Source organism: Nocardiopsis sp. MG754419 (assembly GCF_018207095.1).
In the GTDB taxonomy this organism is placed as follows: domain Bacteria; phylum Actinomycetota; class Actinomycetes; order Streptosporangiales; family Streptosporangiaceae; genus Nocardiopsis.
This window is the reverse complement of the sequence record NZ_QOCZ01000037.1, coordinates 12,353-34,810: the sequence shown is the minus strand read 5'-3', so window position 1 is coordinate 34,810 and position 22,458 is coordinate 12,353. Positions and strand designations below refer to the sequence as shown.

Genomic DNA, 22,458 nt, shown 5'->3' with positions numbered 1-22,458 from the left:
TCCCTCAGGAGCGCAGGAAACCGTCCAGCACCCGTACCCCGAACCGCAGTCCCTCCAGCGGCACCCGCTCGTCCACCGCGTGCAACAACCCGGGGTAGTCCAACCCCTCGGGCAGACGCATGGGCGAGAAGCCGTAACAGTCGATCCCCAGCCGTGCGAACACCTTCGCGTCGGTGCCCCCGGCCAGGCACACCGGCACGACCCGCGCCTCGGGGTCGTGCGCCAGCACCGCGCTCCGGAGCGCGTCGAAGGCCGGTGAGTCCACCGGGGCGGCCACCGGATCCGACCCGTGCGCGTACTCCCACGTGACGCGGTCGCCGGTCAGCGCGTTCATGGTGGCGGTGAACGCGTCCTCTCCGCCGGGCAGGACCCGGCCGTCGATCCCCGCGCTCGCCTCTCCCGGCACCACGTTCACCTTGTAGCCGGCCGAGAGCATCGTCGGGGTGGCGCTGTTGCGGACCGTGGGCGCCACGAGCGGCGCCGCGGTGCCGAAACGGGCCACCAACGCGTCCATCGCCTCGTTGGAGTCGGTGTCGCCCGGAGCGCGTTCCACCCCCAGCGCGTCCGCGATGGCGTCGATCGCCGAACGGACCACCGGGGTGGGGTGCAGGGGCCACTCGTGAGCGTCGATCCTGGCCACGGCGGCGGCGAGCGCCCCCACCGCGCCGTCCTTCGGCGGTCGGGAACCGTGCCCGGCGGTCCCGTGCGCGCGCAGGGTCAACCAGGCGCTCCCACGCTCGGCCGAACCGATCGGGTACAACCGCACCGGCGCTCCGCCGGTGCCGCGGGCGTGGACGGTGTGGCCGCCGCCCTCACCGATCGCGACGGTGCAGCCCTCGAACAGGTCGGCGTGTCCGCGCACCAGGTAGTCGGCGCCGTAGGCGGCGCTGTCCTCCTCGTCGGCGACGAACGCCAGCACGATGTCGCGCCGCGGTCGCAGCCCCAGCCGCGCCCAGTACCGCACCACCGCGGTGACCATGCCGATGGTGTTCTTCATGTCCACGGCGCCGCGCCCCCACAGAGCGGGCACCCCGGTGTCCGGACAGTCGGCGATCTCCCCCGAGAAGGGCGGCACCGTCCAGTCGCTCGGGTCGGCGGGAACCACGTCGAGGTGGCCGTGGACCAGCAGCGCGTCGGCGTCGGGGTCGGTACCGGGGATCCGCACCACCATGTTGGCGCGGCGGTCGGCGGACTCCAACACCAGGGGGGACAGGCCCGCGGCCCCCAGCGCCTCGGCCACGAACTCGGCGGCGGCGCGCTCGTCGCCCCGCCCTCCGCCGTGGTTGGTGGAGTCGCGGCGGATCAGCTCACGGGTCAGGTGAACGGCGTCCTCGCCGGCGGCGACCAGCGCCTCTTCTCTGACGCTGTCGGGCAGGGAGGTGTCGGTGTGGCCCACGGGCTCGGCCTTTCTTCGGGTGCGGGTGGTGATGTGCGGCGAACCGCGCACGGGGCGTGTGCGGTGGTCCGGACCGGGTCCCGGGCACAGTTCTACCGGTTGTTCCTGGTGGCTGTCCGCCGAACCGCCCGGAAGTGCCGTTTCCGGGCGGCGGTACGGGTCAGCCGTAGTCCTTCTCCATGTGCTGGGAGATCATCGTGGTCACGGTCTTGAACGTCCGGATCATCTCGTAGGCGTCCGGAGAGGTGTAGCGGACCCGACGGTCCCCGGTCCGGGTCACGCTCGGCACGATCGCCGCCGCCTGGGCGAGCTGGGCGGAGTCCACCTCCACCTCTACCGTCCGAGGGGCGGGGGCGACCGGGTCGGTCCGTCCCGCCGACGTCATCGCCCCCTCCGCGGCGGCGCGGATGTCGGCGGCGGTGCGCGCGGGCGGTCGGCAGCGTGCCGCGTACCGGCTGACGTGGTCCTTCACCGCGACGGTCCGGGCGAAGGGGGCGTAGGACGCGGCGTCCTCACAGGCGCGGTCGTCCCCGGTCACGAGGATGACGGGTGTGCCGTACTCGGCGACCACGGCGGCGTTGAGGCGGCCCTCGCTCGCCGGCGCGCCGTCCAGCAGAACCTCGGTGACGGCGTTGGGCAGGTAGGTGTGGGCCAGGACCCCGTCGTCCCCGGCGCCGCAGTGATAGCCGAGGAACACGATCCCGTCCACGTCGCCGGCCTGCACGCCCTCCACCATGGAGAGCTCCTTGTGCCTGCCGGTGATCATCGTGGCCCGCTCGTCCAACTCCTCCAACAGCAGGTTGCGCATGGTGGAGTGGGCCTCGTTGACGAGAACCTCGGTCGCGCCGCCCGCGAGGAGACCGCCGATCGTGGCGTTGACGTCACCGGTCAACATCGACCGACAGCGCTGCCACTGCTCGGTGCCGGGTTCGCAGTCGGCCGGCCAGGTGACGCCGGTGGCGCCCTCCATGTCCGCGGAGATGAGGATCTTCATCCGGCAGAGCCTACGACCTGTGCACCTCGCGAAGCCAGGGATCCGCCGACCCGTGACGGTCAGTCGCCGCGCACCTGCTCCGGGATGGCCCGGCCGAGGTCCACGACGGCCTCGGCCGGGGCCGCCATGGGTTCGGGTCGCAGCCGTGGGAAGGCGCCGTTCAGGGGATCCGGCACGACCTGGGCCCGGGGTTGCAGGGCCGACACGTACCCGGTGGTCCACCGGACCTCGCGGATGCGCTGGACCTCGCCCCGCAGCACCGGTCGCGGGACGACCACCTCCCAACCGCCGGGGTCCTCCAGCTCCCGGACCACGCGGACCGCCTCCGCGGCGGTCACGCGCCGGGCGTCGCGGTCGTCGAAGTGGCCCACGGTCACGGGCTCGTCGTCCGGCAGACGCACGTCGACCGCCACCAGTCCGTGCGGTCCGTGGTGCGGCCCCAGCGCCCCGAACCACTGGTGCGTCACCGAGTAGGAGGGCAGGAGGGGGAAACAGAAGACCCCCCGGACGTCACCGTGCCCGTTGGAGGGACGCACACCGGACCGCTGGACGCGGGTGATGTTGGGGCGAGGGGTCAGGTGGACGAACAGCGCCATGGGGTGGATCCCTGTCGATCGGGAGACATCAGTGGTCGATCTCGCGAGCCTCGTCCAGGGGTCTCACCGGCAGGCGCGGGGTCGCCCACCGTCGGTGTGCAGCGGGCACCCGGTGCAACAGGTGCCCTCGACCGGCGCGCTCTGGTGCATGATGCGGAATCTCGGCCCCTTCGGAGCGGGGTCGAGTCACCACCCTACGTGCACACGGGCGTCGTGGTGACACCCGTGACGCCGCGTGGTGCGGGTTCGGAGAAGTGACCCTGAAGTCTCATGATGTGCGCGGGGCCGGCCTCGCTCCGCACCCGTGGGACGCCGCCCCGGGGCGATCCGTTCGACCTCCGTCCCGGCGGGTCTTCGGCCGGTGCGCCTTCCCGGTCGCGGGCGTGGTTCGGCGGCGGTGAGGGCTCGTCCCACCGGGGGAGTGCGAACGTCCTCACGTCGACCCCGCCCCACCCCCGGGGCCGGCCGACCGCCGGACATGCGCGGGCCCCGGTGCGGTGACCGGGGCCCGAGGACGTGCGCCGCTAGGGGAGGGTGAGGATCTCCGCGCCGGAGTCGGTGATGACCAGGGTGTGCTCGAACTGGGCCGTCCAGGAACGGTCCGCGGTCACCGCGGTCCAGCCGTCGTCCCACAGGTCGTAGTCCACGCCGCCCAGGGTGATCATCGGCTCGATGGTGAACACCATGCCCGGCTCCATGATCGTGGTGGCGCGCGTGTCGTCGTAGTGCGGGATCACCAGGCCCGAGTGGAACTCCGGTCCCACGCCATGGCCGGTGAAGTCCCGGACCACGCCGTAGCCGAACCGCTTGGCGTAGGACTCGATCACCCGGCCGATCACGTTGATCTGCCGCCCCGGGCGGCACGCCTTGATGGCGCGCATGGTCGCCTCGTGGGTGCGCTCCACCAGCAGACGGTTCTCCTCGGCGACGTCCCCCGCCAGGAAGGTGGCGTTGGTGTCGCCGTGCACCCCGTCCTTGTAGGCGGTGATGTCGATGTTGACGATGTCGCCGTCGGAGACCACCGTGTCGTCGGGGATGCCGTGGCAGATGACCTCGTTGAGGGAGGAGCACAGCGACTTCGGGTAGCCCTTGTAGCCCAGGGTGCTCGGGTAGGCGCCGTGGTCCAGCAGGTACTCGTGGCCGATCCGGTCCAGCTCGTCGGTGGTCACGCCCGGCTCGACGTGCTTGCCGACCTCTTCGAGGGCCCGCGCGGCGATCCGACCGGCGACTCGGACGCGCTCGACCGTCTCGGCGTCGTGGACGTCCCCCAGGACCCCCTCGATCGGGCGCTTTTTACCGACGTACTCCGGGCGGACGATGTGCGGGGGGACCGAACGTTGCGGCGAGATGCGCCCAGGAACCAGCGGAGTAGTCATGGACACTGAGTGTAGTTCGTGGGTGGCACCGGACGGTCGGGACGGTGGGTGTGATGAGCGTCCCGGGCGTGGGTAGGTGCCCCACGAGAACGACGAGGTGAGGGAGGCGGTCGACCGTGGTGGACGTCCAGGACGACGGTTGGTGGTTCTGTCTGCGGCACGACGAGGTCGAGCAGGGCAAGGGGTGTCCCAACAGCCAACGCCTGGGTCCCTACCCTGACCGCGAGACGGCGGCGCGGGCGCTGAACATCGCCGCGCGGCGCAACGAGGCCTGGGACGAGGACGAGGAGAACGAGGGTGATCGTTGAGTCCGGCCCTGCGCGTTCCGCGCCGGGGCCTGCTCTGACAGGATCGGCCCCATGAGCGAACAGAGCGTGCCCCAGGGCGTGGACATCTCCGGGAAGACCATCGCGGTTCTGGGCGGGACCGGCGACCAGGGGCGGGGACTGGCCCGCCGGTTCGCCCTGGCCGGTCACACCGTCCTCATCGGCTCCCGTAGCGCCGAACGCGCTTCCAAGGCCGCGAACGACCTGGTCGACGCGGAGTCCGTCGAGGTGCGGGTGCACGGGGCGGACAACGCCGAGGCGGCCGCGCGGGCCGACATCGTCATCGTCGCGGTGCCCTGGGACGGTCACCGGGACCTGCTGGTCGCGTTGGCCGACAAGCTCGCCGGGAAGATCGTGGTGGACTGCGTCAACCCGCTCGGCTTCGACAAAAAGGGGCCCTTCGCCTTGGAGGTCCCCGAGGGCAGCGCCGCCCAGCAGGCCGCCGAGGTCCTGCCGGGCAGCCGGGTCACCGCCGCGTTCCACCACGTGTCCGCGTCGTTGTTGCTGGACCCGCGGGTGGCCGAGGTCGACCTGGACGTGCTGGTGCTGGGCGAGGACCGTGAGGCCACGGACGTGGTGCGGGCCCTGGCCGAGCGCATCCCCGGTGTGCGGGGCGTGTTCGGGGGTCGGTTGCGCAACGCGCACCAGGTGGAGGCGCTCACGGCCAACCTCATCGCGGTCAACCGCCGCTACAAGACGCACGCGGGGATCCGGATCACCGGTCTGTAGCCGGCACCGTCACCGCCACCCGGTCCCGTACGCCCGTTCCCGTCCACGCGGCACCGATCTCCGTGGCGCTCCCGGGGGCGGGGTCGGGGCCGAGGCTCTGCGCGTCGCACGACGAGGTGTTCCCCCGTACCGGTGTGGGCGGGAGTGCCCCCTCGGCCCGGGGTGCGGTGGGTGGGATCGTGCGGAACGATCCCCCTGTGGCGCCGCGGCCCCGGTGGCGTCGTGGGGCGCCCGGACACGGGCCCGACCACGGTGGAGGCAGCGAGGAATCCGGCCTAGGAGGCCCACTCCTTGACCTTCGCGATCAGCTCCGCGGGGTCGCCGCCGACCGGGGTGACGTTGAGGCGGGTGACCCCGGCGGCCCGGAAGGCCTCCACCCGTTCCCGCACGTACGACTCGGGGCCGACCAGGTTGGTCAGCTCCACGAACTCGTCCGGGACCGCGGCGGCGGCCTCGTCCTTCTTGCCGTCCAGGTACAGGTCCTGGATCCTCTCGGCCGCCTCCTCGTAGCCGTAGCGCCGGGCGACCGTGTTGTAGAAGTTCTTGCCCTTGGCCCCCATGCCGCCCACGTACAGGGCGATCATCGGACGGGTGAACTCCAGGAGGCTCCTGGTCTCCTCGCCCTCGCCGATGGCCAGCAGCCCGCCCGCGGTGATGTCCAGGGGGCCCAGGGAGGCGTCGCGCGCGGCCGTCCCCTTGGCCAGGGCCTGCCCCCACACCTGGTCGGCCTTCTCCGGGATGAACAGGTGCGGCAGCCAACCGTCGGCGATCTCGGCGGTCATCTCGACGTTCTTGACGCCCAGCGACGCCACGTGGATCGGGATCCGCGGGCGCTCGGGGTGGTTGATGATCTTGAGCGGCCGACCCAGACCGGTGCCCTGCTCGGGCGGCAGGGGGAGGGTGAACACGTCGCCGTCGTGGGTGAGGCGCTCCTCGCGCGCCCAGATCTTGCGGCAGATCTCGATGGTCTCGCGGGTGCGGGTCAGCGGCTTGGTGTAGGGGATGCCGTGGAAGCCCTCGATCACCTGGGGACCGCTGGCGCCCAGCCCGAGGATCGCGCGACCTTCGGAGAGGTGGTCCAGCCCGGCGGCGGTCATCGCGACGAGCGCGGGCGTGCGGCTGTACATGGGAAGGATGGCCGAACCGATCTCCACCCGCTCGGTGCGGGCGGCCAGGTACCCCATGAGGGTGGGGCTGTCGTACCCGTAGGCCTCGGCGACCCACACGGTGTCCAGCCCGGCCTTCTCCAGCGCGACGACCTGCTCGACGGCGGCCTTGGGCTCGCCCGCGTACTGGAGCGGCATCGAGATGCGCATCTGCTGTCCTCCCGGTGGGGCCGGGGGCCGACCCCGTGGCGGTCCTGGTGTCGCCGTCACTGTACTACCGAGCGACGTTCGGCCGGTGATGTGGCTCACGCCCTCGCTTCTTCTCCTGCAATGCCCAAGAGTTCTTGGCCAAAGAGTCTTGGCCAAGAACTCTTGGGCATCTAGGGTGTGCCCATGACCCACGAACACGAGCCCACCGCACACGACCCCTTCGAGAACGCCGCCGTCCTGGACGCCCGCTCCCTGCGCGGTCTGGCCCACCCCCTGCGCATGCGGGTCTACCTGCTGATCCAGAAAAGGCCCGCCACCGGCAAGAGCATCGCCGAGCGGCTCGACATCTCCTCCGCCTCGGCCAGTTACCACCTGCGCCAGTTGGAGTCCTACGGGTTCATCGAGGAGGACACCTCGCTCGGGCACAGCCGCGAACGCTGGTGGCGCGCCGTCCATCAGGGCTTCCGGTTGCCCGAACGCCTGGACACGGAGGCGCCCGAACTGACCACCGCCCTGCGACACGCCCTCGCCGCCGGGTGGTCCGAGCGTCTGGGGGCCGCGGTCAACCTGTGGTCCGCCCAACCCGAGCGGTGGCGTGAGGCCCAGTTCATGGCCGACCGCACCGTCTCCCTGACCCTCGAACAGATGGAGCGCTTCCGCGCCGAGGTGATCGGGCTGCTCGACCGCTACGCCGACGAGGGAGGCACGGACGAGCGCACCGTCAACGTCCAGTTCGCGGCCTTCCCCACCCCCGGCCCCGAGAACGAGCCTGAGACCGACGTGCCTCCCGTCCCCCCGGGCGACGCCTCGTGAGACCCGTGACCGGTCTGGTCCTCGCCCAGGCCTGTGCCTATCTCGGCACCCGCCTGGCCATGATCGCCATCCCCTGGTTCGTCCTGGAGAGCACCGGCAGCCCGGCCCACATGGGTCTGGTCACGCTGTTCGAACTCGGTTCCTACACCCTGGCCCGGTTGTTCGTCGGTCCCGTTCTGGACCGATGGGGTCAGCGGGCCGTGAGCGTCCGGGTGGACGTCCTCGGAGCGGTCGCCCTCGTCAGCGTGCCGGTACTGTTCACCGCCGGTCTGCTGCCCTTCCCGGTCCTGCTCGCCCTGGTCACCGTGATCGGGCTGGCCACCGGCCCCTCCGAGGCGGCCAAGGTGTCCTTGTCGCCCTTCGCGGCGCGCGCAGCCGGGGTACGCGTGGAACGGGTCACCGGGCTCACCGGCACCGTCGACCGGCTCTCCATGACGGTCGGCCCCCTCGTCGCCGGGGTCGTGGTCACCTCCCTGGGCGCCCTGACCGCCCTGTACCTCAACGCGGCGCTCATGCTGCTCGCGGCGTTGGTCATGACGGTGTTCCTGCGTCGGGACATCGAGGCGACCGCGGGCGACGGGCCGGATCCGGAGGCGGACCAGGGGTACCTGACCCGCCTGCACGCCGGATGGCGGGCGGTCTGGGGCGACCTGCCGCTGCGCACCCTCACGGTGATGATCCTGGTGACCAACGTCGTGGACGTCGCGGTGATGAGCCTGGCCCTGCCGGTGTGGGCCCACGAAGGCGGATGGGGGCCCGAGGCGATCGGTCTGGTGGCGGGAACGCTCGGCGGAGCCTCGGTTCTCGGGTCGCTGTGCGCGGTGGCGATCGGTCACCGCCTGCCCCGACGCGCGGTCTTCTTCACGGCCCTGGCGGTGGCCGGTCCGCCGCGCATCCTGGTCCTGGCCCTCGACGTGCCGTTGTTGGTCGTCCTCGTGGTCTGGGGCGTGTCCGGCCTGTTCGGCGGGCTCATCAACCCGATCCTGTCGGCGATGCTCTTCGAACGCCTGCCCCTTCCCATGGTGGGTCGGGGCATGGCGATGCTCGGCGCCCTGACCCGGGTCGGCGCACCCATCGCCGCACCCGGTGTCGGTGTGGCCATCGGCCTGTGGGGCGTGGCCCCCGTCCTGGTCGCAGGTGCCGTCGTGTACCTGTCCGCGGTGGTGTGGCCCGCCTTCGGCCCGTCCGCCGAGGCGTTCGCGCGTCCCGCGGAGGAACCGGTGGGCGCGGACCCGTGAGCGTCCGGAGGGGCACGCGCGACCCCCTCGACCCCCTCGACCCCGGCGGCGCCGTCGTCCCGAGAAGGGCGCCCCGGCCGCACGGTCCGACGACCGTGCGGCCCGGGCGCACGCCGTCCGCGTCGGTGCCCGACGGACGCCCGATCTACTCGGGTTCGTCGCCGGTCACCAGGGGGAGCGCGGGGTCGGCGGCCCACGCCGTCATCGAACCGTCGTAGACGGCCACGTCCGCGCGGCCCACGAGGGCCAGGGCGTGCGCGACGCCGGTGGCCGCGATCCCTCCACCGCAGTAGGTCACGGGCGTGATCCCCGGGTCGAGCAGCCCCTTGGCGGCGAAAAGGGCGCGCAGTCGCTCCACGGACTTGAGCGTCCCGGTCTCGGGGTCGGTCACCTCGCTCACCGGCAGGTTGATGCTGCCGGGGATGTGGCCGGGGCGGGCGTAGGTCCGCTTCTCACCGCTGTAGGTCTGCGGGTCCAACACGTTGACCAGCACCGTCCTCGGGTCGCCCAGGGAGACGGACACCTCGGCGGTGGAACGCAGCAGTTCGGGACGGCGACGCGCCTCGAAGGACCGAGGGGTGGGAGCGGGCGAGGGCGTGTCGGTGACCTTGTGCCCGGCCGCCGTCCAGGCCGCGAGCCCGCCGTCCAGGACCTCCACGTCGTCGAAACCCTCCAGCCGCAGGTGCCACCACAGGCGCGTGGCCCAGAACCCGCTGGACTGGTCGTAGACCACCACGCGGGTCCCCGGGCCGATGCCCAGGGCGCCCGCGCTCGCGGCGAACCGTTCCGAGGAGGGGACCGTCCACGGCTCCGTGGCGTCGGGGTCGGCGAAGTCGGTCAGCAGGTCCGCGAAGAGCGCGCCGGGGATGTGCGCCGCGTCGAAGGTCGCCCGCCCCGACTCCAGGGTGTAGGGACCCTCGGCGGGCATGCTCAGGTGGGTGGTCGAGTCGAGGAGGACGAGGTCCTCGTCGGCCAGGTGCTCGGCCAGCCAGTCCACACTGACGGTCGGCGCGGTGCTCGGTGCCATGGTCCGGTTCCCCTCGGGTTGGAAGCTTCGGACAACACCAACCTCGCGTGGTACACGCTTGTTCCGGCCCTCGGACACGAGAACGCCGGCCGGGACGGACCCGACCGGCGTGGTGCGCGTGGTGCGATCAGCTCGCGTAGGTGTGCTCCGCGGCAGGGAAGGCGCCGTTGACGACCTCGTCGGCGTAGGTGGACGCGGCCTCGCGCAACGTCTCGCCCAGGTTCGCGTAGGTCTTGACGAACTTGGCCACCCGCGGGCTCAGCCCGGCCATGTCCTGCCAGACCAACACCTGCGCGTCGGTGCCCGCACCCGCGCCGATACCGACGGTCGGGATGGACAGCTGTTCGGTGACCTGGACGGCCAGGTCCGCCGGGACGGCCTCCAGGACCACGGAGAAGGCGCCGGCGCGCTCCAGTTCCTTGGCGTCCTTGAGCAGACCGGCGGCGGCCTCGCCCCGGCCCTGCACACGGTAACCGCCCAGGGTGTTGACGGACTGCGGGGTCAGGCCCACGTGCGCCATCACCGGGATGCCCGCGGAGACCAGCATCTCCACCTGCGGGGCGACGGCGTGGCCGCCCTCCAGCTTGACGGCCTGGGCGTTGCCCTCCTTCATGAACCGGGTGGCGGTCTCCAGCGCCTGGCCGGGGGACCCCTGGTAGGAGCCGAACGGCAGGTCGGCCACGACCAGCGCCCGCTGGGTGGAACGGGCCACCGCCGCGGTCAGGGGGAGGAGTTCGTCGACCGTGACCGGGACGGTGGAGTCGTAGCCGTAGACGACGTTGGCGGCGGAGTCGCCGACGAGGAGCACGGGGATGCCGGCCTCGTCGAAGATCCGGGAGGAGAGCGCGTCGTAGGCGGTCAGCATCGGCCAACGCTCGCCGCGCTCCTTGGCGCGGGCCAGGTCGCGGATGGTGACGCGCCGATTGGTGACCCCGCCGTACAGGGCGTTCCCGGCGGAGGGGGTCTGGGCTGTGGTGCTCATGATGTTCTTCCTCCGATGTCTCGAAGCACCCGTGTGGGTGTCCCCGGACGTGTGGACGAGAAGGGTGGTGCGTGCTCGCGCACGCGTGGTTCCCCGAGGGGAACGGTGTGCTCGTGCGGCTTGTTCCCCTCCACCGGCCCCCGGACCGCCCGGACACGCCGGTGCGAGAGGAACAGGTGTGCGGGGTCCGCACCCCTGCATCATCGCACGGCGCGGCGGTGTGGTCGGCCCCGGGCCGGAGGTTGTTCTCACACCGATGCACAGCGCCGGCATCGCCACCGGCACGGGGGTGCGGGCCCGGCGGGCGTCGGTGGGCGGGAGGGAATGTGAAGACGTGTGAAGGTGTTCCCAGGGGGCGCGTCCGCGGCGGATCTCCCTGGTGAGCCGGGTCCCACACGCGTCGCCGGGTGGTTAGCATGGCGGGACACCCGGCCCCGGCGTCGGCTCCGACGGCCGCGGGGCGCGTGGCGCCCACGGTGGGCCGGCGTCGTGAGCGGGAGGTGGCGGCGTGGACCAGCGGACGGCGTACCGGCGTAGATGGGGCGGGCTGGCGGTGCTCGTCATCTGCCTGTTGGTGGTCGTGGCCGACAACACGATCCTCAACGTGGCCCTACGGACCCTGTCCGACCCGGTGGACGGTGTGGGGGCGAGCCAGGCCCAACTGGCGTGGGCGATCAACTCCTACACCCTGGTGTTCGCCGGACTGCTGTTCACCTTCGGCGTCCTGGGCGACCGCTGGGGGCGCCGACGGCTGTTGGCCTGCGGGCTGCTGGTGTTCGGTGCGGCCTCGGCCCTGTCCGCGTACTCCCAGAACCCCGAACAGCTCATCGCGGCGCGCGCGGTGATGGGGTTCGGCGCCTCCATGGTGATGCCGCAGACCCTGTCGGTGATCACCAACGTGTTCCCCTCCGAGGAACGCGGCCGGGCGATCGGTATCTGGGCCGGAGCGGTCGGTCTGGCGATGGCCATCGGTCCGTCCGCGGGCGGGTTGCTGCTGGAGAACTTCTGGTGGGGCTCGATCTTCCTGGTGAACGTGCCGTTCGTCCTGGTCGGACTGGCCCTGATGTTCGTCCTCATCCCCGAGTCCAAGGACCCGAACGCGGGCCGTCCCGACGTGGTGGGCGTCGCGCTGTCCATCCCCGGGTTGGTGCTGTTGATCTACGGGATCATCACCGCGGGGGAGCGGGCCTCGTTGGCCGACTGGGACGTGTACGGCGCCCTGGTGCTGGGGGTGGCGGTGATCGCGCTGTTCCTGGTGCACGAGTCGCGCATCCCGAACCCGTCGTTGGACGTGCGGTTCTTCCGCGACCCGCGGTTCAGCGTCTCCATCGCCACCATCATGGTGCTGTTCTTCAGCATGGCGGGGATCATCTTCTTCCTCAGCTTCTACTGGCAGAGCGTGCGCGAGTTCACCCCGCTGGTCGCCGGGCTGTTGGTGCTGCCCGCCGCCATCGGCCAGATGATCTTCGCGCCGCTCAGCACCACACTGGTCCGGTGGGTGGGCGCGCGTGCCCTGGCGGCCACCGGGGTGGCGATCGTGTGCTGCAGCTTCGTGTTCTACACACAGATCGGGCAGGACACCCCGCTACCGCTCATCATCATGTTCTTCTTCCTCCAGGCGTCCGCGATGGCGGTGGTGCTCACCCCGGCCACGGACGCCATCATGTCGTCGGTCCCGCCCGGCAAGGCCGGGTCCGCGTCGGCGGTGCAGAACACGGTGCGTCAGGTCGCCACCGCCATGGGCGTGGCGGTCCTGGGAGCGGTCATCTCCTTCCACTACCGGTCGGCGATGGCGCCCACCCTGGACACCGTCGCGGCCGAGACGGACACCGATCCCGCCCGGGTCCGAGCGGCGGGGGAGTCCATCGAGGGCACCATGGCCCTCGCCCGGGAGCTGGGGGCGCAGGGGCGGGCACTGGTGGACCCGGCCAAGGAGGCCTTCCTCGCCGGCCTGCACCTGGCGGCGATGGTCTCCCTGGGGTTCGGGTTGGTGGGGCTGCTGGTGGTGCTGGTCTGGATGCCGCGCGGTGCGCCCGGGCCCCGCCGCGGTGACGGCGACGACGCACCCGCGGTCGGGGGACGGGACTCCGCCGCCGGGCGTGAGAGCGGATCCTGAGCGCGGATCGGGACGTGGCCGGTGGAGCACGGTCGGCGCACACGCCACGCCCTCCGATCGGCCTCTTCCCAGGTGCCGGGCGAGGCGCGGAAACCCGGGTGTCCGCGACGGTGCGGAGCGGACATACTGGGCGGCATGCGGATCCATGACCCCTCCGCCGTGTTCGTCGGACGCCACCCCCACCTGTCCACCCTGGCCGCGGACGGGCGCAGGGCCCGCAGAGACGGGGCCCGCGCCGTCCTCGTCTGCGGCGAGGCCGGCGTCGGCAAGACCCGTCTGATCGAGGAGCACCTCCGCAGAGTGCCCGGGGTCCGGTCCGCCGTCGGCGGGTGCCTGGAGGTGGGGGCGGACGGTCTGCCCTTCGCCCCCTTCACCGCCCTGCTCCGCGCTCTCCTGCGCGCGGGCGGACCCTCCACCGCCCCCACCGCGGACCTCGGCCGGCTCCTGCCCGAACTGGGCGGGGCCGGCGGCGGCACGGACGAGGGGCGCGCCCGCCTGTTCGAGGCGGTGCTCACCTTCCTGGAGGAGCGGGCCCGCCCCGAGGGGCTCACCCTGGTCCTGGAGGACCTGCACTGGGCCGACGCCTCCACCCGTGACCTGCTGGTCTTCCTGTTGCGCAACCTCGGCTCCGCCCCGGTCCACCTGGTGGTGAGCGTGCGCACCGACGACCTGCACCGCGCCCATCCGTTGCGCCGCCTGCTGCCCGAACTCCAACGTCTGTCCCGGGTCGGGCGTCTGGACGTGGGGCCGCTCTCACGTGAGGAGGTCGGGGCGCAGGCCACCGCGTTGCGGGGCACCGGGCCCGACCCCGAGGACCTGGACCTGCTCTGGGAACGCAGCGGCGGCAACCCGCTGTTCGTCGAGTCCCTCGTGAACGGTCCCGCGCACATCGGATCCGCCCTGCCCGAGGGCCTGCGCGACCTGCTCCTGGCCTCGGTCGCGTCCCTCTCCGAACCCACGCGCGGTGTCCTCGGCCTGGCGGCCACCGCCGGTGGCCGGGTCCCGCACACCCTGCTGGCCGCGGTCGCCCGCCGGGCGGGGATCAGCGAGGAGGACCTGGAGGCGGCGCTGCGCCCGGCCATCGACGCCCAGGCACTGCGCACCACCGACGAAGGCTACGTGTTCCGACACGCGCTGCTGGCCGAGGCCGTTCACGCCGACCTCCTGCCCGGGGAACGCGTGCGCGCCCACCGGCGCTACGCCGAGGCACTGCACCGCGGCGTCCCCCGCATGTCCGAGCGCGAACAGGCGGTCCGTCTCGCGCACCACGCCCACGCGGCGCACGACCGCCCCCTGGCGTTGGAGGCGGCGTGGCGGGCCGCCGACCACGTCGCCGCCGTGGACGCCTATCCCGAACAGATGTCCCTGGTGGAGCGGGTCCTGGAACTGTGGGACCAGGTCCCCGACGCCGGCGAACGCCTCGGGTCGGAGCGCGTGGACGTCCTGGTCCGCGCCGCCGAGGCGTGCCTGGTCGCGGGGGCGGTGCGCCACGCGGTGGGCCACGCCGACGACGGGCTGGCCGCGCTCGGGATCACCGGCCACCACGGGACGATCGACAAGGAGAACCCACCGGCCGAGGCGGAACGGATCGCCCTGCTGCGCCACGCCCGCGCGCTGGCCCTCATGGAGATGGGCCTGGACGGGGCGCTGGAGGATCTGGCCGAGGCCTCCGTCCTCTTGCCCCGACACCACCCCCGGAGCGCCGCGGTCCTCGCCACCTTCTCCGCCACGCTCCTCATGCGCGGACACCACCAACACGCCGACACCGGCGCGCGCCGCGCCCTCGACCTCGCCCGGGAACTGGGGGATCGACGGAGCGAGGCCGACGCCCTCGTCACCCTGGGCTCGCTGTTGGAGCATCGCGAACGTGGCTGCGGGCTGGCCGACCTGGAACGGGGCATCCGGCTCGCCCGGGAGATCGGGGACGTCCAGGCCGAGATCCGCGGACTCACCGACCTCGGCGGGGTGCTCAAGAGCCACGGTCGGGTGGAGGAGAGCGCCGAGGTCTCACTGGAGGGGTTGCGCCGGTGCCGCGCCCTGGGTCTGACCCGCACCAGGGGCGGCGCCTTCGTCTACGGGATCGCCGTCACCCGCTTCGACCAGGGGCGGTTCGACGAGGCCGAGGCGCTACTGGACGGGATCCACGACAGCGGGGTGGTGGGGGCGCGCGCGTTGGTGCTGCGCATGCACCTGGACCTGTACCGCTGGCGACCGGACGCCGTGCGCGCCGCCGCTGACCGCTTCCGGCGCGTGCTGCCCGAGCGTGACAGCGCACCGGTGGAACACCTCCCGGCGCACATGGTCCGGCAACAGCTCGCCCTGCACGAAGGGCGTCTGGAGGACGCCGGACGGATCTCCCTGACCCTGCTCACCAGTGCCGACGGCAGGCGCGGGATGGCCGCCGTCACCCACGGGCTGTACCGCTCCACCCTGCCCTGGCACGCGTGGGTCCTCGCCCTGCTCGCGGAGGAACCCGACGGGGAGTCCCGGCTGCTGGCCGCACGGATCGAGGAGGCCCTGGACGCCCTCCCCCCGGACGTGATCCATTCCGACGCCCGCGCCGCCGCCCTGGCGGCCCGAGCCTGGCGTGGGCGCGACCCCGCCGCGTCCCTGGAACTGTTCGAGCGGGCCCTCGACGAGCTGGGCCCCACCGGCCCGGTCGTCTCCCACGCCGAGTACCACTTGGGCGCCGCCCACGCCGCGCTGCGGGCCGAGGCGCGCGACGCCGCGGTCCGACACGTGGACGCCCTGTACGACCGGGCCGTCGCCCACGGGATGACGCTCTTCGAACGGGAGGCGCTGGTGCTCCGTGCCCGCCACGGGTGGCCCGAACCGGGGCGGCCCCCGGTCGTCGGAGCGGCCGTCGCGCCTGCGGCTCTCACGGCGGGTCACGAGTCGGCGGCCTCCGGTACCGCCGCCTCCACCGCGTCACGGTCCGGCCTGACCCGCCGTGAACTGGAGGTGCTGACCGAAGTCGCCCGCGGATCCAGCAACCGGGAGATCGGTGCGACGCTGTTCATCTCCGCCAAGACCGTGAGCGTGCACATCACCAACCTCATGAACAAGCTGGACGTGAACAACCGGACCGCGGCCGCCGCCAAGGGCAGGGACCTGGGGCTCCTCTGAACCGCGGGGCCGGACCGAGCGCGCATGGCGCCGGACCCGGCCGCGGGCCTCCTCCCGGGCGGAGCCCTCCACCGGGCATACTGGCCTCCATGTCCCCCTCCGCGCACTCCGCCTTCGTGGGCCGCCGGCGCCACCTCGACCTCCTGCTCGGCGACGCCCGCCGTGCCCTGACCGGGGAGGTGCGGACCACTCTGCTGTGCGGCGACGCCGGGATCGGCAAGTCACGCCTGCTCGCCGAGTACCTGGACCGGACACCCATGGGACGCACGGCCCTCGGCGCCTGCCTGGAGTTGGGCACCGAGGGCGTCGCCTACGCGCCGTTCACGGCCCTGCTGCGTCGGCTGCTCCCCACCGAGGACGGTGCCACGGAGCGTGGCGCGCTCACCCGGATCCTGCCCGGCCCGGACGAGCCCGCGGCTCCCGCCCGCGCCCACGACGAGCATGGCCGCGCACGGCTGTTCGAGGCGGTGCTCACCTTCCTGGAGGAGCGGGCCCGTCCCGACGGGATCGGTCTGGTGGTGGAGGACCTCCACTGGTCGGACGCCTCCACGCGCGACCTGCTGGTCTTCCTGCTGCGCAACCTCCAGGCGGTGCCCCTGCACCTGGTGGTGAGCGTGCGCACCGACGACCTGCACCGCACCCATCCGCTCCGTCCCCTCCTGCCCGAACTGGAGCGGCTGCCCCGGGTCACCCGCCTGGACCTGGAACCGCTCTCCCGCCCCGAGGTGGCCGCGCAGGCGACGGCGCTGGGTGGGTCCCTGTCCGCCGCCGACCTGGACCTGCTGCACGAACGCAGCGGCGGCAATCCGCTGTTCGTCGAATCGTTCCTCGGTGCCTCCGGTCTCGACGCCGGTGTTCCCGACGGTCCCCGGGACCTGCTCATGCGCCGGGTCGAACCGCTCGACCCCCTCGTGCGCAAGGTCCTGGGCCTGGCCGCGATCGCCGGCGACCGGGTCGACCACGCGCTGCTCGCCGAGGTGGCCGAGCGTTCGGGCATCGGCGAGGAGGACCTGGAGGAGGCGCTGCGCGGAGCGGTGGACGCCCGACTCATCGGTCCGACCGACACCGGCTACGTGTTCCGGCACGCGCTGCTCGCCGAGGCGATCAGGAACGACCTCCTGCCCGGGCAACGGGTCCGGACCCACCGCCTCTACGCCGAGGTCCTGGACGCGGGGGTGCCCGGAACTCCGCGGGCGGAGGAGGTGCTCCGGCTCGCGCACCACGCCTACGCCGCCCACGACCATCCGCGCGCCCTCGTCTCCGCGCTGGAGGCGGCCGAACGGTGCCTCGCCGTCGCGGCCCACCCCGAGCACCTGGAGCTGCTCGAACGGGTGGTGGAACTGTGGGAGGCGGTCCCCGAGGCCGCCGAGCGGCTCGGCCTGGCGCGCGGCGCACTCCTGCTCCGGGTGTGCCTGGCCGCCCAGGTGGCCGGCGACCTGCGTCGTGCGGTCGAGCACGCCACCGACGGCCTCGCCGACCTGGACGCCACGACCGACCCCGACACCGCCGCCCGCCTGCTCGTGGCCCGTGCCCGTGCCTACAAGGACCTCGGACGCACCGCGGCCCTGGAGGACCTGCGGGCCGCCGCCGCGCTGCTGCCGGAGGACCATCCCGACCAGGCCCTCATCGGCGCCGCCACCGCCTCGGTCCTGATGCTCCAGGGGCACCCGGAGGAGGCCGAGGTGGTCGCCGCGGCCGCCATCGACCTGGCCCGCCTGTCCGGGGACCGGGCGAGCGAGGCCGACGCCCTCGTCACCCTGGGCACCCTGCTGGACGTCACCGGTTCGGACCAGGCCGTGGAGATGCTGTGGTCCGGGATCCGCCTCGCTCGGGACCTGGGCGAGGTCCAGGTGGAACTGCGCGGGCTCAACAACCTGGCCGGCAACCTGCGGCTGCGGCTCGAACTGGAACCGGCCCTGGACCTGGCGCGGGAGACCCTGGAGCGGTGCGCCGAACTCGGCATCCTGCGCAGCCAGGGTGGCGGCTACGCCAACGGTGTCGCCGTCTACCTCCTCGACCTGGGAAGGGTCGAGGAGGCCGCCCGTGTCCTGGACGCCCATCCGGGCGGCGGGGACCTCATCGAGGCCCGCCGGCAGGGGATCGCCGCCCAAGTGCACGCGGCGCGCGGTGACCGGGACGCCGCCGAGAACGCGCTGGAGGAGTTCGCCCGGTTGCTGCCCCGGGAACGCAGTTCGCCGATGGAGTACATGTCGCACTACTTCGGGCGACTGGCGGCCCTGATGGACGGGTCGGAGGAGCGTTGGGCCGACGCCGCCCGCCTGATCCTCGAGGCCGAGGAGGACATCGGGCTCATCAGCCGGGTCCGGTACGGCTTCCAGGGGCAGCCGATCTCGGCCGAGGTCGTCTTCCGGCTGCGCCGGCGCGGCGCCCCCGGGGACGCCGCGCTCGCCCTGGACCTGACGGCGCTGCTGCGCGGCGCTCTGGCGGTCCAGGGGTGGCCGACCTCGGCCTCGGGGCGGCTCTGTCGTGACCTGGTGTCGGGGTGGCTGGCGACCGATCCGGCCGAGGCCCGCGCGCACTGGGAGCGCGCGCTCCCGCTGGTGGAGGCGGCCGCGTTCCGCACCAGGGTCAACGCCTGGTACGGGGCGTTCTGGGACCTGCTCGCTCTGGGCGACCGGGCCCGTGCCGGGGAACTGACGGAACGGCTCGCGGAGCTGGGGGAGCTCGGCCCATGAGCGCCCCCGTGGCGCCCGCCGGTCTCACGCCGCGTGAGGTCGAGGTCCTGGCCCAGGTCGCCACCGGGGCGTCCAACCGGGAGGTGGGGGAGGCGCTGTTCATCTCGGCCAAGACCGTGAGCGTGCACGTCACCAACCTCATGGCCAAACTGGGCGTGCACAACCGGACCGCCGCCGTCGCCCGGGCCCGCGAACTCGGTCTCGGCTGAACCCGCGCCCGGTTCACCCGGTGCGGGGGTCGACCTCGCCGTGCGGGCCGCCGTGGACGGCGGTGTAGACGAGTTCGGCGTACCCGTCGAGCGTGCGGGCGCACGCGCGGAGCAGCTCGGCCGCCGTCCGCGCCTCGGGCAGGGCCAGGACGTCGCGTTTCTTGAGGTCCCGGAACCAGCGGCGCAGCCGCTCCAGGCTCTGTTCCTCCTCCTCCAGTTCGGCGAAGGTGAACTTCTCCTTGGCGATCTCCTTGGCGATCTCGTCCTGGAACTTGCCGCAGTCCGCCGTGAACTCCCGCCATTCGTCGATCCGCGCGGCCGTGAAGGCGTCGACGATGAGCACGCGCGACTCCGTGTCCCGCGGTTCGACGTCGAACACCGCCACCCGACCACCGCCCTCGACGGCCAGTTCCGCCGCGCGCTCCACGGCCGCGCGGAAGGCGTCCGTGGCCGGCAGCGCCCAGGTCCCCTGCGACACGGGCACGGCCCCCGCGCGTCGCAGTTCGCGCCACACCGCGACCCTGTGCCGGGAGGGCTTGGCCGGCACCTGCACCACCGCGAGGATCCATCGCACCGCTTCGTCTGTCACGCCCCCGACGGTAACAGCGCCTCGGTCAGGACGAACGGATCCGGCCCACGTCGCGGTGAGTAACACGTGTTACCGTCGAGAATGTGACGAAATCTCCTTCCGTGTGGTCGGTCGCGCCGCTGTACCTCGCCGGGTTCACCACCGCCTTCGGTGCCCACGGTGTCGCCGGCGTGCTCGGCACCCAGAGCGAGGACATCGGACTGAGCCTGCTCGGCCTCGGGCTCATGCTGGCCCTGTACGACGTGGCGGAGGTGATCCTCAAACCGCTCTTCGGGGCGCTCAGCGACCGGATCGGGGTCAGGCCGGTCATCCTCGGCGGTCTGGTCGCGTTCGGTGCCGCGTCCCTGCTCGCGGCCACCGCCCCGACCCCCTTCGTGCTGGGCCTGGCCCGGTTCGGACAGGGAGCGGCGGCCGCCGCCTTCTCCCCGGCGTCCTCGGCGGCGGTCGCGCGTCTGGCGGGGAAGGAGCGTCTGGGGCGGTCCTTCGGCCGGTACGGGGCGTGGAAGAGCCTCGGGTACGTCCTCGGTCCGCTCTGCGGAGTCGCCCTGGCCCAACTGTGGGGTATCCAGGCCCTCTACCTGGTGCTCGCCGTCCTGGCCGTCGCCGCCGCGGCCTGGGTCCTGTGCGCGCTCCCGAGGCTGCCGGTCATGCCCCGGACCCGCTACACCGTCGCCGACCTCGTGCGCCAGTCGACCGAACGCGGGTTCCTCGTCCCCACGCTCCTGCTCGCCACGACCACCGGGATCCTCGGTGTCGCCGTCGGGTTCCTGCCGTTGCTCGCCGTCCGACTCGACCTGCACCCCCTGGCCGGAGCGTTCGCCGTCACACTCCTCGCCCTCGTCTCGGCCCTCGTGCAGCCGGTCGTCGGGGGGCTGCGCGACCGGCGGAGGATCACCACCCGCGACGGCGGGGCGATCGCCCTCGGCCTCGCCGCCGTCGCGCTCCTCGTGCTCGCCCTCGTCCCCCACGGGATCACGCTGTACGCCTCGGCCGCCGTGATCGGCCTGATGGTCGGCACCGTCACCCCGCTCTGCTTCGCCCACCTGGCGGAGGTCACCCCGGAGGAACGCCTGGGCCGCACCATGGGCAACGCCGAACTCGGACGCGAGGTCGGTGACGCCGGCGGGCCGCTCCTGGTCGGCGCGATCGCCGGGGCCACGACCCTGCCCGTCGCGTTCTTGGCGCTGGCCGCCGCAGGTCTCGGCGCCGGCGCGCTCGCCCGGGGAGCGCTGCGCGATGACGCGGAGCGGACACCGCGCCCCTCCCCGGGCTGAGGGAGCGGGATCCGGTGCCACGGGTCACCGCTCACCGACGCGCGCGACCACCGCGTGCACGGTGGTCCTGAGGCAGCGGGTACCGACGGTCGCGGCGCCGACCGATCGACCCGCCCACCGGCCCGGGAACGGGAAGGAGCCCCCGCCGGCCGTGCCGGCGGGGGCTCCTTCGGAGCGGGTGTGCCTACAGCGTGGGCAGGTACCGCTGGAGCTCGTACGGTGTGACCTGGCGGCGGTAGGAGTTCCACTCCGACTTCTTGTTGCGCAGGAAGAAGTCGAAGACGTGCTCGCCCAGCGTCTCGGCGACCAGCTCGCTGTTCTCCATCAGTCGCAGCGCCTCGTCCAGGCTCTGCGGCAGCGGCCGGATACCCAGCGCCCGACGCTCGGCGTCGGTCAGCGCCCACACGTCGTCCTCGGCGCCCGGGGGCAGCTCGTACCCCTCCTCGATGCCCTTGAGGCCGGCGGCCAGGATCACCGCGTAGGCCAGGTACGGGTTGGTCGCGCTGTCCAGCGAACGGATCTCGATCCGACTGGAGTTGGACTTGCCCGGCTTGTACATCGGCACCCGCACGAGCGCGGACCGGTTGTTGTGCCCCCAGCAGATGTAGGCGGGCGCCTCGCCGCCCATGCCGGCCGAGGCGGCCGGGTCGTCCCACAGGCGCTTGTAGGAGTTCACCCACTGGTTGGTCACGGCGGCGATCTCGTCGGCGTGCCGCAGCAGACCGGCGATGAACCCGCGCCCCACCTTGGAGAGCTGGTAGTCGGCGCCCGGCTCGTAGAAGGCGTTGCGGTCGCCCTCGAACAGGGACAGGTGGGTGTGCATGCCCGAACCCGGGTACTCCGTGAACGGCTTGGGCATGAACGTGGCGTAGACGTCCTGCTCCATCGCCACCTCCTTCATCACCAACCGGAAGGTCATGATGTTGTCGGCGGTGGTGAGCGCGTCCGCGTAGCGCAGGTCGATCTCCTGCTGGCCCGGGCCGCCCTCGTGGTGGCTGAACTCCACCGAGATGCCCATGGCCTCGAGCATGTTGATGGCGTTGCGCCGGAAGTCGTGCGCGCTGTTGTGCGGCGTGTGGTCGAAGTAGCCGCCCGAGTCGTTGGGCTCGGGGAACTCCCCGTGCTCGGGGAACTTCTTCAGCAGGTAGAACTCGATCTCGGGGTGCGTGTAGAAGGTGAACCCGAGGTCGGAGGCCTTGCTGAGCTGGCGCTTGAGCACGTGCCGCGGGTCGGCCGGGGAGGGCGAACCGTCGGGCATGAGGATGTCGCAGTACATGCGCGCGGTGCCGTGCGGTTCGTTGCGCCAGGGCAGCACCTGGAAGGTGGACGGGTCGGGTTGGGCGAGCATGTCGGCTTCGTAGACCCGGGCGAAGCCCTCGATCGCCGAGCCGTCGAACCCGATGCCCTCGGAGAACGCGGCCTCCAGTTCGGCGGGCGCCACCGCCACGGACTTGAGGTACCCGAGCACGTCGGTGAACCACAGCCTCACGAACCGGATGTCGCGCTCCTCCAGCGTGCGGAGCACGAATTCCTGCTGTCGATTCACGATCAACCTTCCTCGATGCCGATCGGTCCCGGCCCCGGTCCGTCGGTCGCGGAGCCGAGCCGGACACGTTGTCCCAGGACCCAGTGTGCCGTGCGGATATTTCCAGGGT

General features: G+C 72.6%; 18 protein-coding genes. 9 read left to right on the top strand and 9 right to left on the bottom strand.

The window, feature by feature from the left end; all coding sequences use genetic code 11:
* Positions 1–4: 4 nt before the first annotated feature.
* The 4 genes from DSY14_RS10090 to map form a co-directional block, all read right to left on the bottom strand.
* Complete coding sequence (locus DSY14_RS10090; protein ID WP_211716238.1) at positions 5–1,396, bottom strand: M20/M25/M40 family metallo-hydrolase; 1,392 nt, start codon at positions 1,394–1,396, stop codon at positions 5–7.
* 160 nt (positions 1,397–1,556) lie between these two features.
* On the bottom strand, positions 1,557–2,390 hold the full coding sequence (locus tag DSY14_RS10085; RefSeq protein WP_211716237.1) for a M55 family metallopeptidase: 834 nt from the start codon (positions 2,388–2,390) through the stop codon (positions 1,557–1,559).
* A 59-nt stretch (positions 2,391–2,449) separates the two neighbouring features.
* Positions 2,450–2,986 (bottom strand): hypothetical protein, encoded by a 537-nt coding sequence (locus DSY14_RS10080; RefSeq protein ID WP_211716236.1) that lies wholly within the window; start codon positions 2,984–2,986, stop codon positions 2,450–2,452.
* A 524-nt stretch (positions 2,987–3,510) separates the two neighbouring features.
* A complete protein-coding gene (gene map, locus DSY14_RS10075) occupies positions 3,511–4,362 on the bottom strand; it encodes a type I methionyl aminopeptidase (protein WP_211716235.1) in 852 nt (283 codons plus the stop codon).
* Between the two features lie 116 nt (positions 4,363–4,478).
* Between map and DSY14_RS10070 the strand changes: the two genes are divergently transcribed.
* Both DSY14_RS10070 and npdG read left to right on the top strand, forming a co-directional pair.
* Entirely contained in the window at positions 4,479–4,670 is a 192-nt protein-coding gene (locus DSY14_RS10070) for a hypothetical protein (RefSeq protein WP_211716234.1), read from the top strand.
* Between the two features lie 51 nt (positions 4,671–4,721).
* Positions 4,722–5,417 (top strand): NADPH-dependent F420 reductase, encoded by a 696-nt coding sequence (npdG, locus tag DSY14_RS10065; protein ID WP_211716233.1) that lies wholly within the window; start codon positions 4,722–4,724, stop codon positions 5,415–5,417.
* 275 nt (positions 5,418–5,692) lie between these two features.
* On the opposite strand, the gene DSY14_RS10060 is transcribed toward npdG, so the two are convergent.
* Positions 5,693–6,733 carry an LLM class F420-dependent oxidoreductase gene (locus tag DSY14_RS10060; protein ID WP_211716232.1) on the bottom strand — a complete coding sequence of 347 codons (1,041 nt, stop codon included), beginning with the start codon at positions 6,731–6,733 and terminating at the stop codon, positions 5,693–5,695.
* A 183-nt stretch (positions 6,734–6,916) separates the two neighbouring features.
* Here DSY14_RS10060 and DSY14_RS10055 point away from each other — a divergent pair, with 183 nt between their 5' ends.
* The gene (locus tag DSY14_RS10055; RefSeq protein WP_211716231.1) at positions 6,917–7,546 is read left to right on the top strand and encodes a transcriptional regulator; all 630 of its coding nucleotides are present in this window, start codon (positions 6,917–6,919) and stop codon (positions 7,544–7,546) included.
* The gene (locus DSY14_RS10050) at positions 7,543–8,784 is read left to right on the top strand and encodes an MFS transporter (protein ID WP_211716230.1); all 1,242 of its coding nucleotides are present in this window, start codon (positions 7,543–7,545) and stop codon (positions 8,782–8,784) included. The genes DSY14_RS10055 and DSY14_RS10050 overlap by 4 nt, the downstream gene beginning before the upstream one ends.
* A 145-nt stretch (positions 8,785–8,929) precedes the next feature.
* Here DSY14_RS10050 and DSY14_RS10045 read toward each other — a convergent pair whose 3' ends face one another.
* Both DSY14_RS10045 and panB read right to left on the bottom strand, forming a co-directional pair.
* Complete coding sequence (locus DSY14_RS10045) at positions 8,930–9,811, bottom strand: sulfurtransferase (RefSeq protein WP_211716229.1); 882 nt, start codon at positions 9,809–9,811, stop codon at positions 8,930–8,932.
* Positions 9,812–9,938: 127 nt separating this feature from the next.
* On the bottom strand, positions 9,939–10,793 hold the full coding sequence (panB, locus tag DSY14_RS10040) for a 3-methyl-2-oxobutanoate hydroxymethyltransferase (protein WP_211716228.1): 855 nt from the start codon (positions 10,791–10,793) through the stop codon (positions 9,939–9,941).
* A gap of 508 nt (positions 10,794–11,301) precedes the next feature.
* Between panB and DSY14_RS10035 the strand changes: the two genes are divergently transcribed.
* The 4 genes from DSY14_RS10035 (at position 11,302) to DSY14_RS29595 (ending at position 18,940) form a co-directional block, all read left to right on the top strand.
* Positions 11,302–12,909: an MFS transporter gene (locus DSY14_RS10035; RefSeq protein ID WP_211716227.1), complete on the top strand. Its 1,608-nt coding sequence runs from the start codon at positions 11,302–11,304 to the stop codon at positions 12,907–12,909.
* A gap of 135 nt (positions 12,910–13,044) precedes the next feature.
* Positions 13,045–16,035: a helix-turn-helix transcriptional regulator gene (locus tag DSY14_RS10030; protein ID WP_211716226.1), complete on the top strand. Its 2,991-nt coding sequence runs from the start codon at positions 13,045–13,047 to the stop codon at positions 16,033–16,035.
* An 89-nt stretch (positions 16,036–16,124) separates the two neighbouring features.
* On the top strand, positions 16,125–18,731 hold the full coding sequence (locus DSY14_RS10025; RefSeq protein WP_374223998.1) for an AAA family ATPase: 2,607 nt from the start codon (positions 16,125–16,127) through the stop codon (positions 18,729–18,731).
* On the top strand, positions 18,728–18,940 hold the full coding sequence (locus tag DSY14_RS29595; protein ID WP_374223997.1) for a LuxR C-terminal-related transcriptional regulator: 213 nt from the start codon (positions 18,728–18,730) through the stop codon (positions 18,938–18,940). The genes DSY14_RS10025 and DSY14_RS29595 overlap by 4 nt, the downstream gene beginning before the upstream one ends.
* Positions 18,941–18,953: 13 nt before the next feature.
* Here the strand turns inward: DSY14_RS29595 and DSY14_RS10020 are convergent, their stop codons facing one another.
* On the bottom strand, positions 18,954–19,529 hold the full coding sequence (locus DSY14_RS10020) for a Chromate resistance protein ChrB (protein WP_249187633.1): 576 nt from the start codon (positions 19,527–19,529) through the stop codon (positions 18,954–18,956).
* Positions 19,530–19,612: 83 nt separating this feature from the next.
* Between DSY14_RS10020 and DSY14_RS10015 the strand changes: the two genes are divergently transcribed.
* The gene (locus DSY14_RS10015; protein WP_211716225.1) at positions 19,613–20,803 is read left to right on the top strand and encodes an MFS transporter; all 1,191 of its coding nucleotides are present in this window, start codon (positions 19,613–19,615) and stop codon (positions 20,801–20,803) included.
* 184 nt (positions 20,804–20,987) lie between these two features.
* Here the strand turns inward: DSY14_RS10015 and DSY14_RS10010 are convergent, their stop codons facing one another.
* Positions 20,988–22,349, bottom strand: a complete 1,362-nt coding sequence (locus DSY14_RS10010) for a glutamine synthetase family protein (protein WP_211716224.1) — start codon at positions 22,347–22,349, stop codon at positions 20,988–20,990.
* Positions 22,350–22,458: the final 109 nt, after the last annotated feature.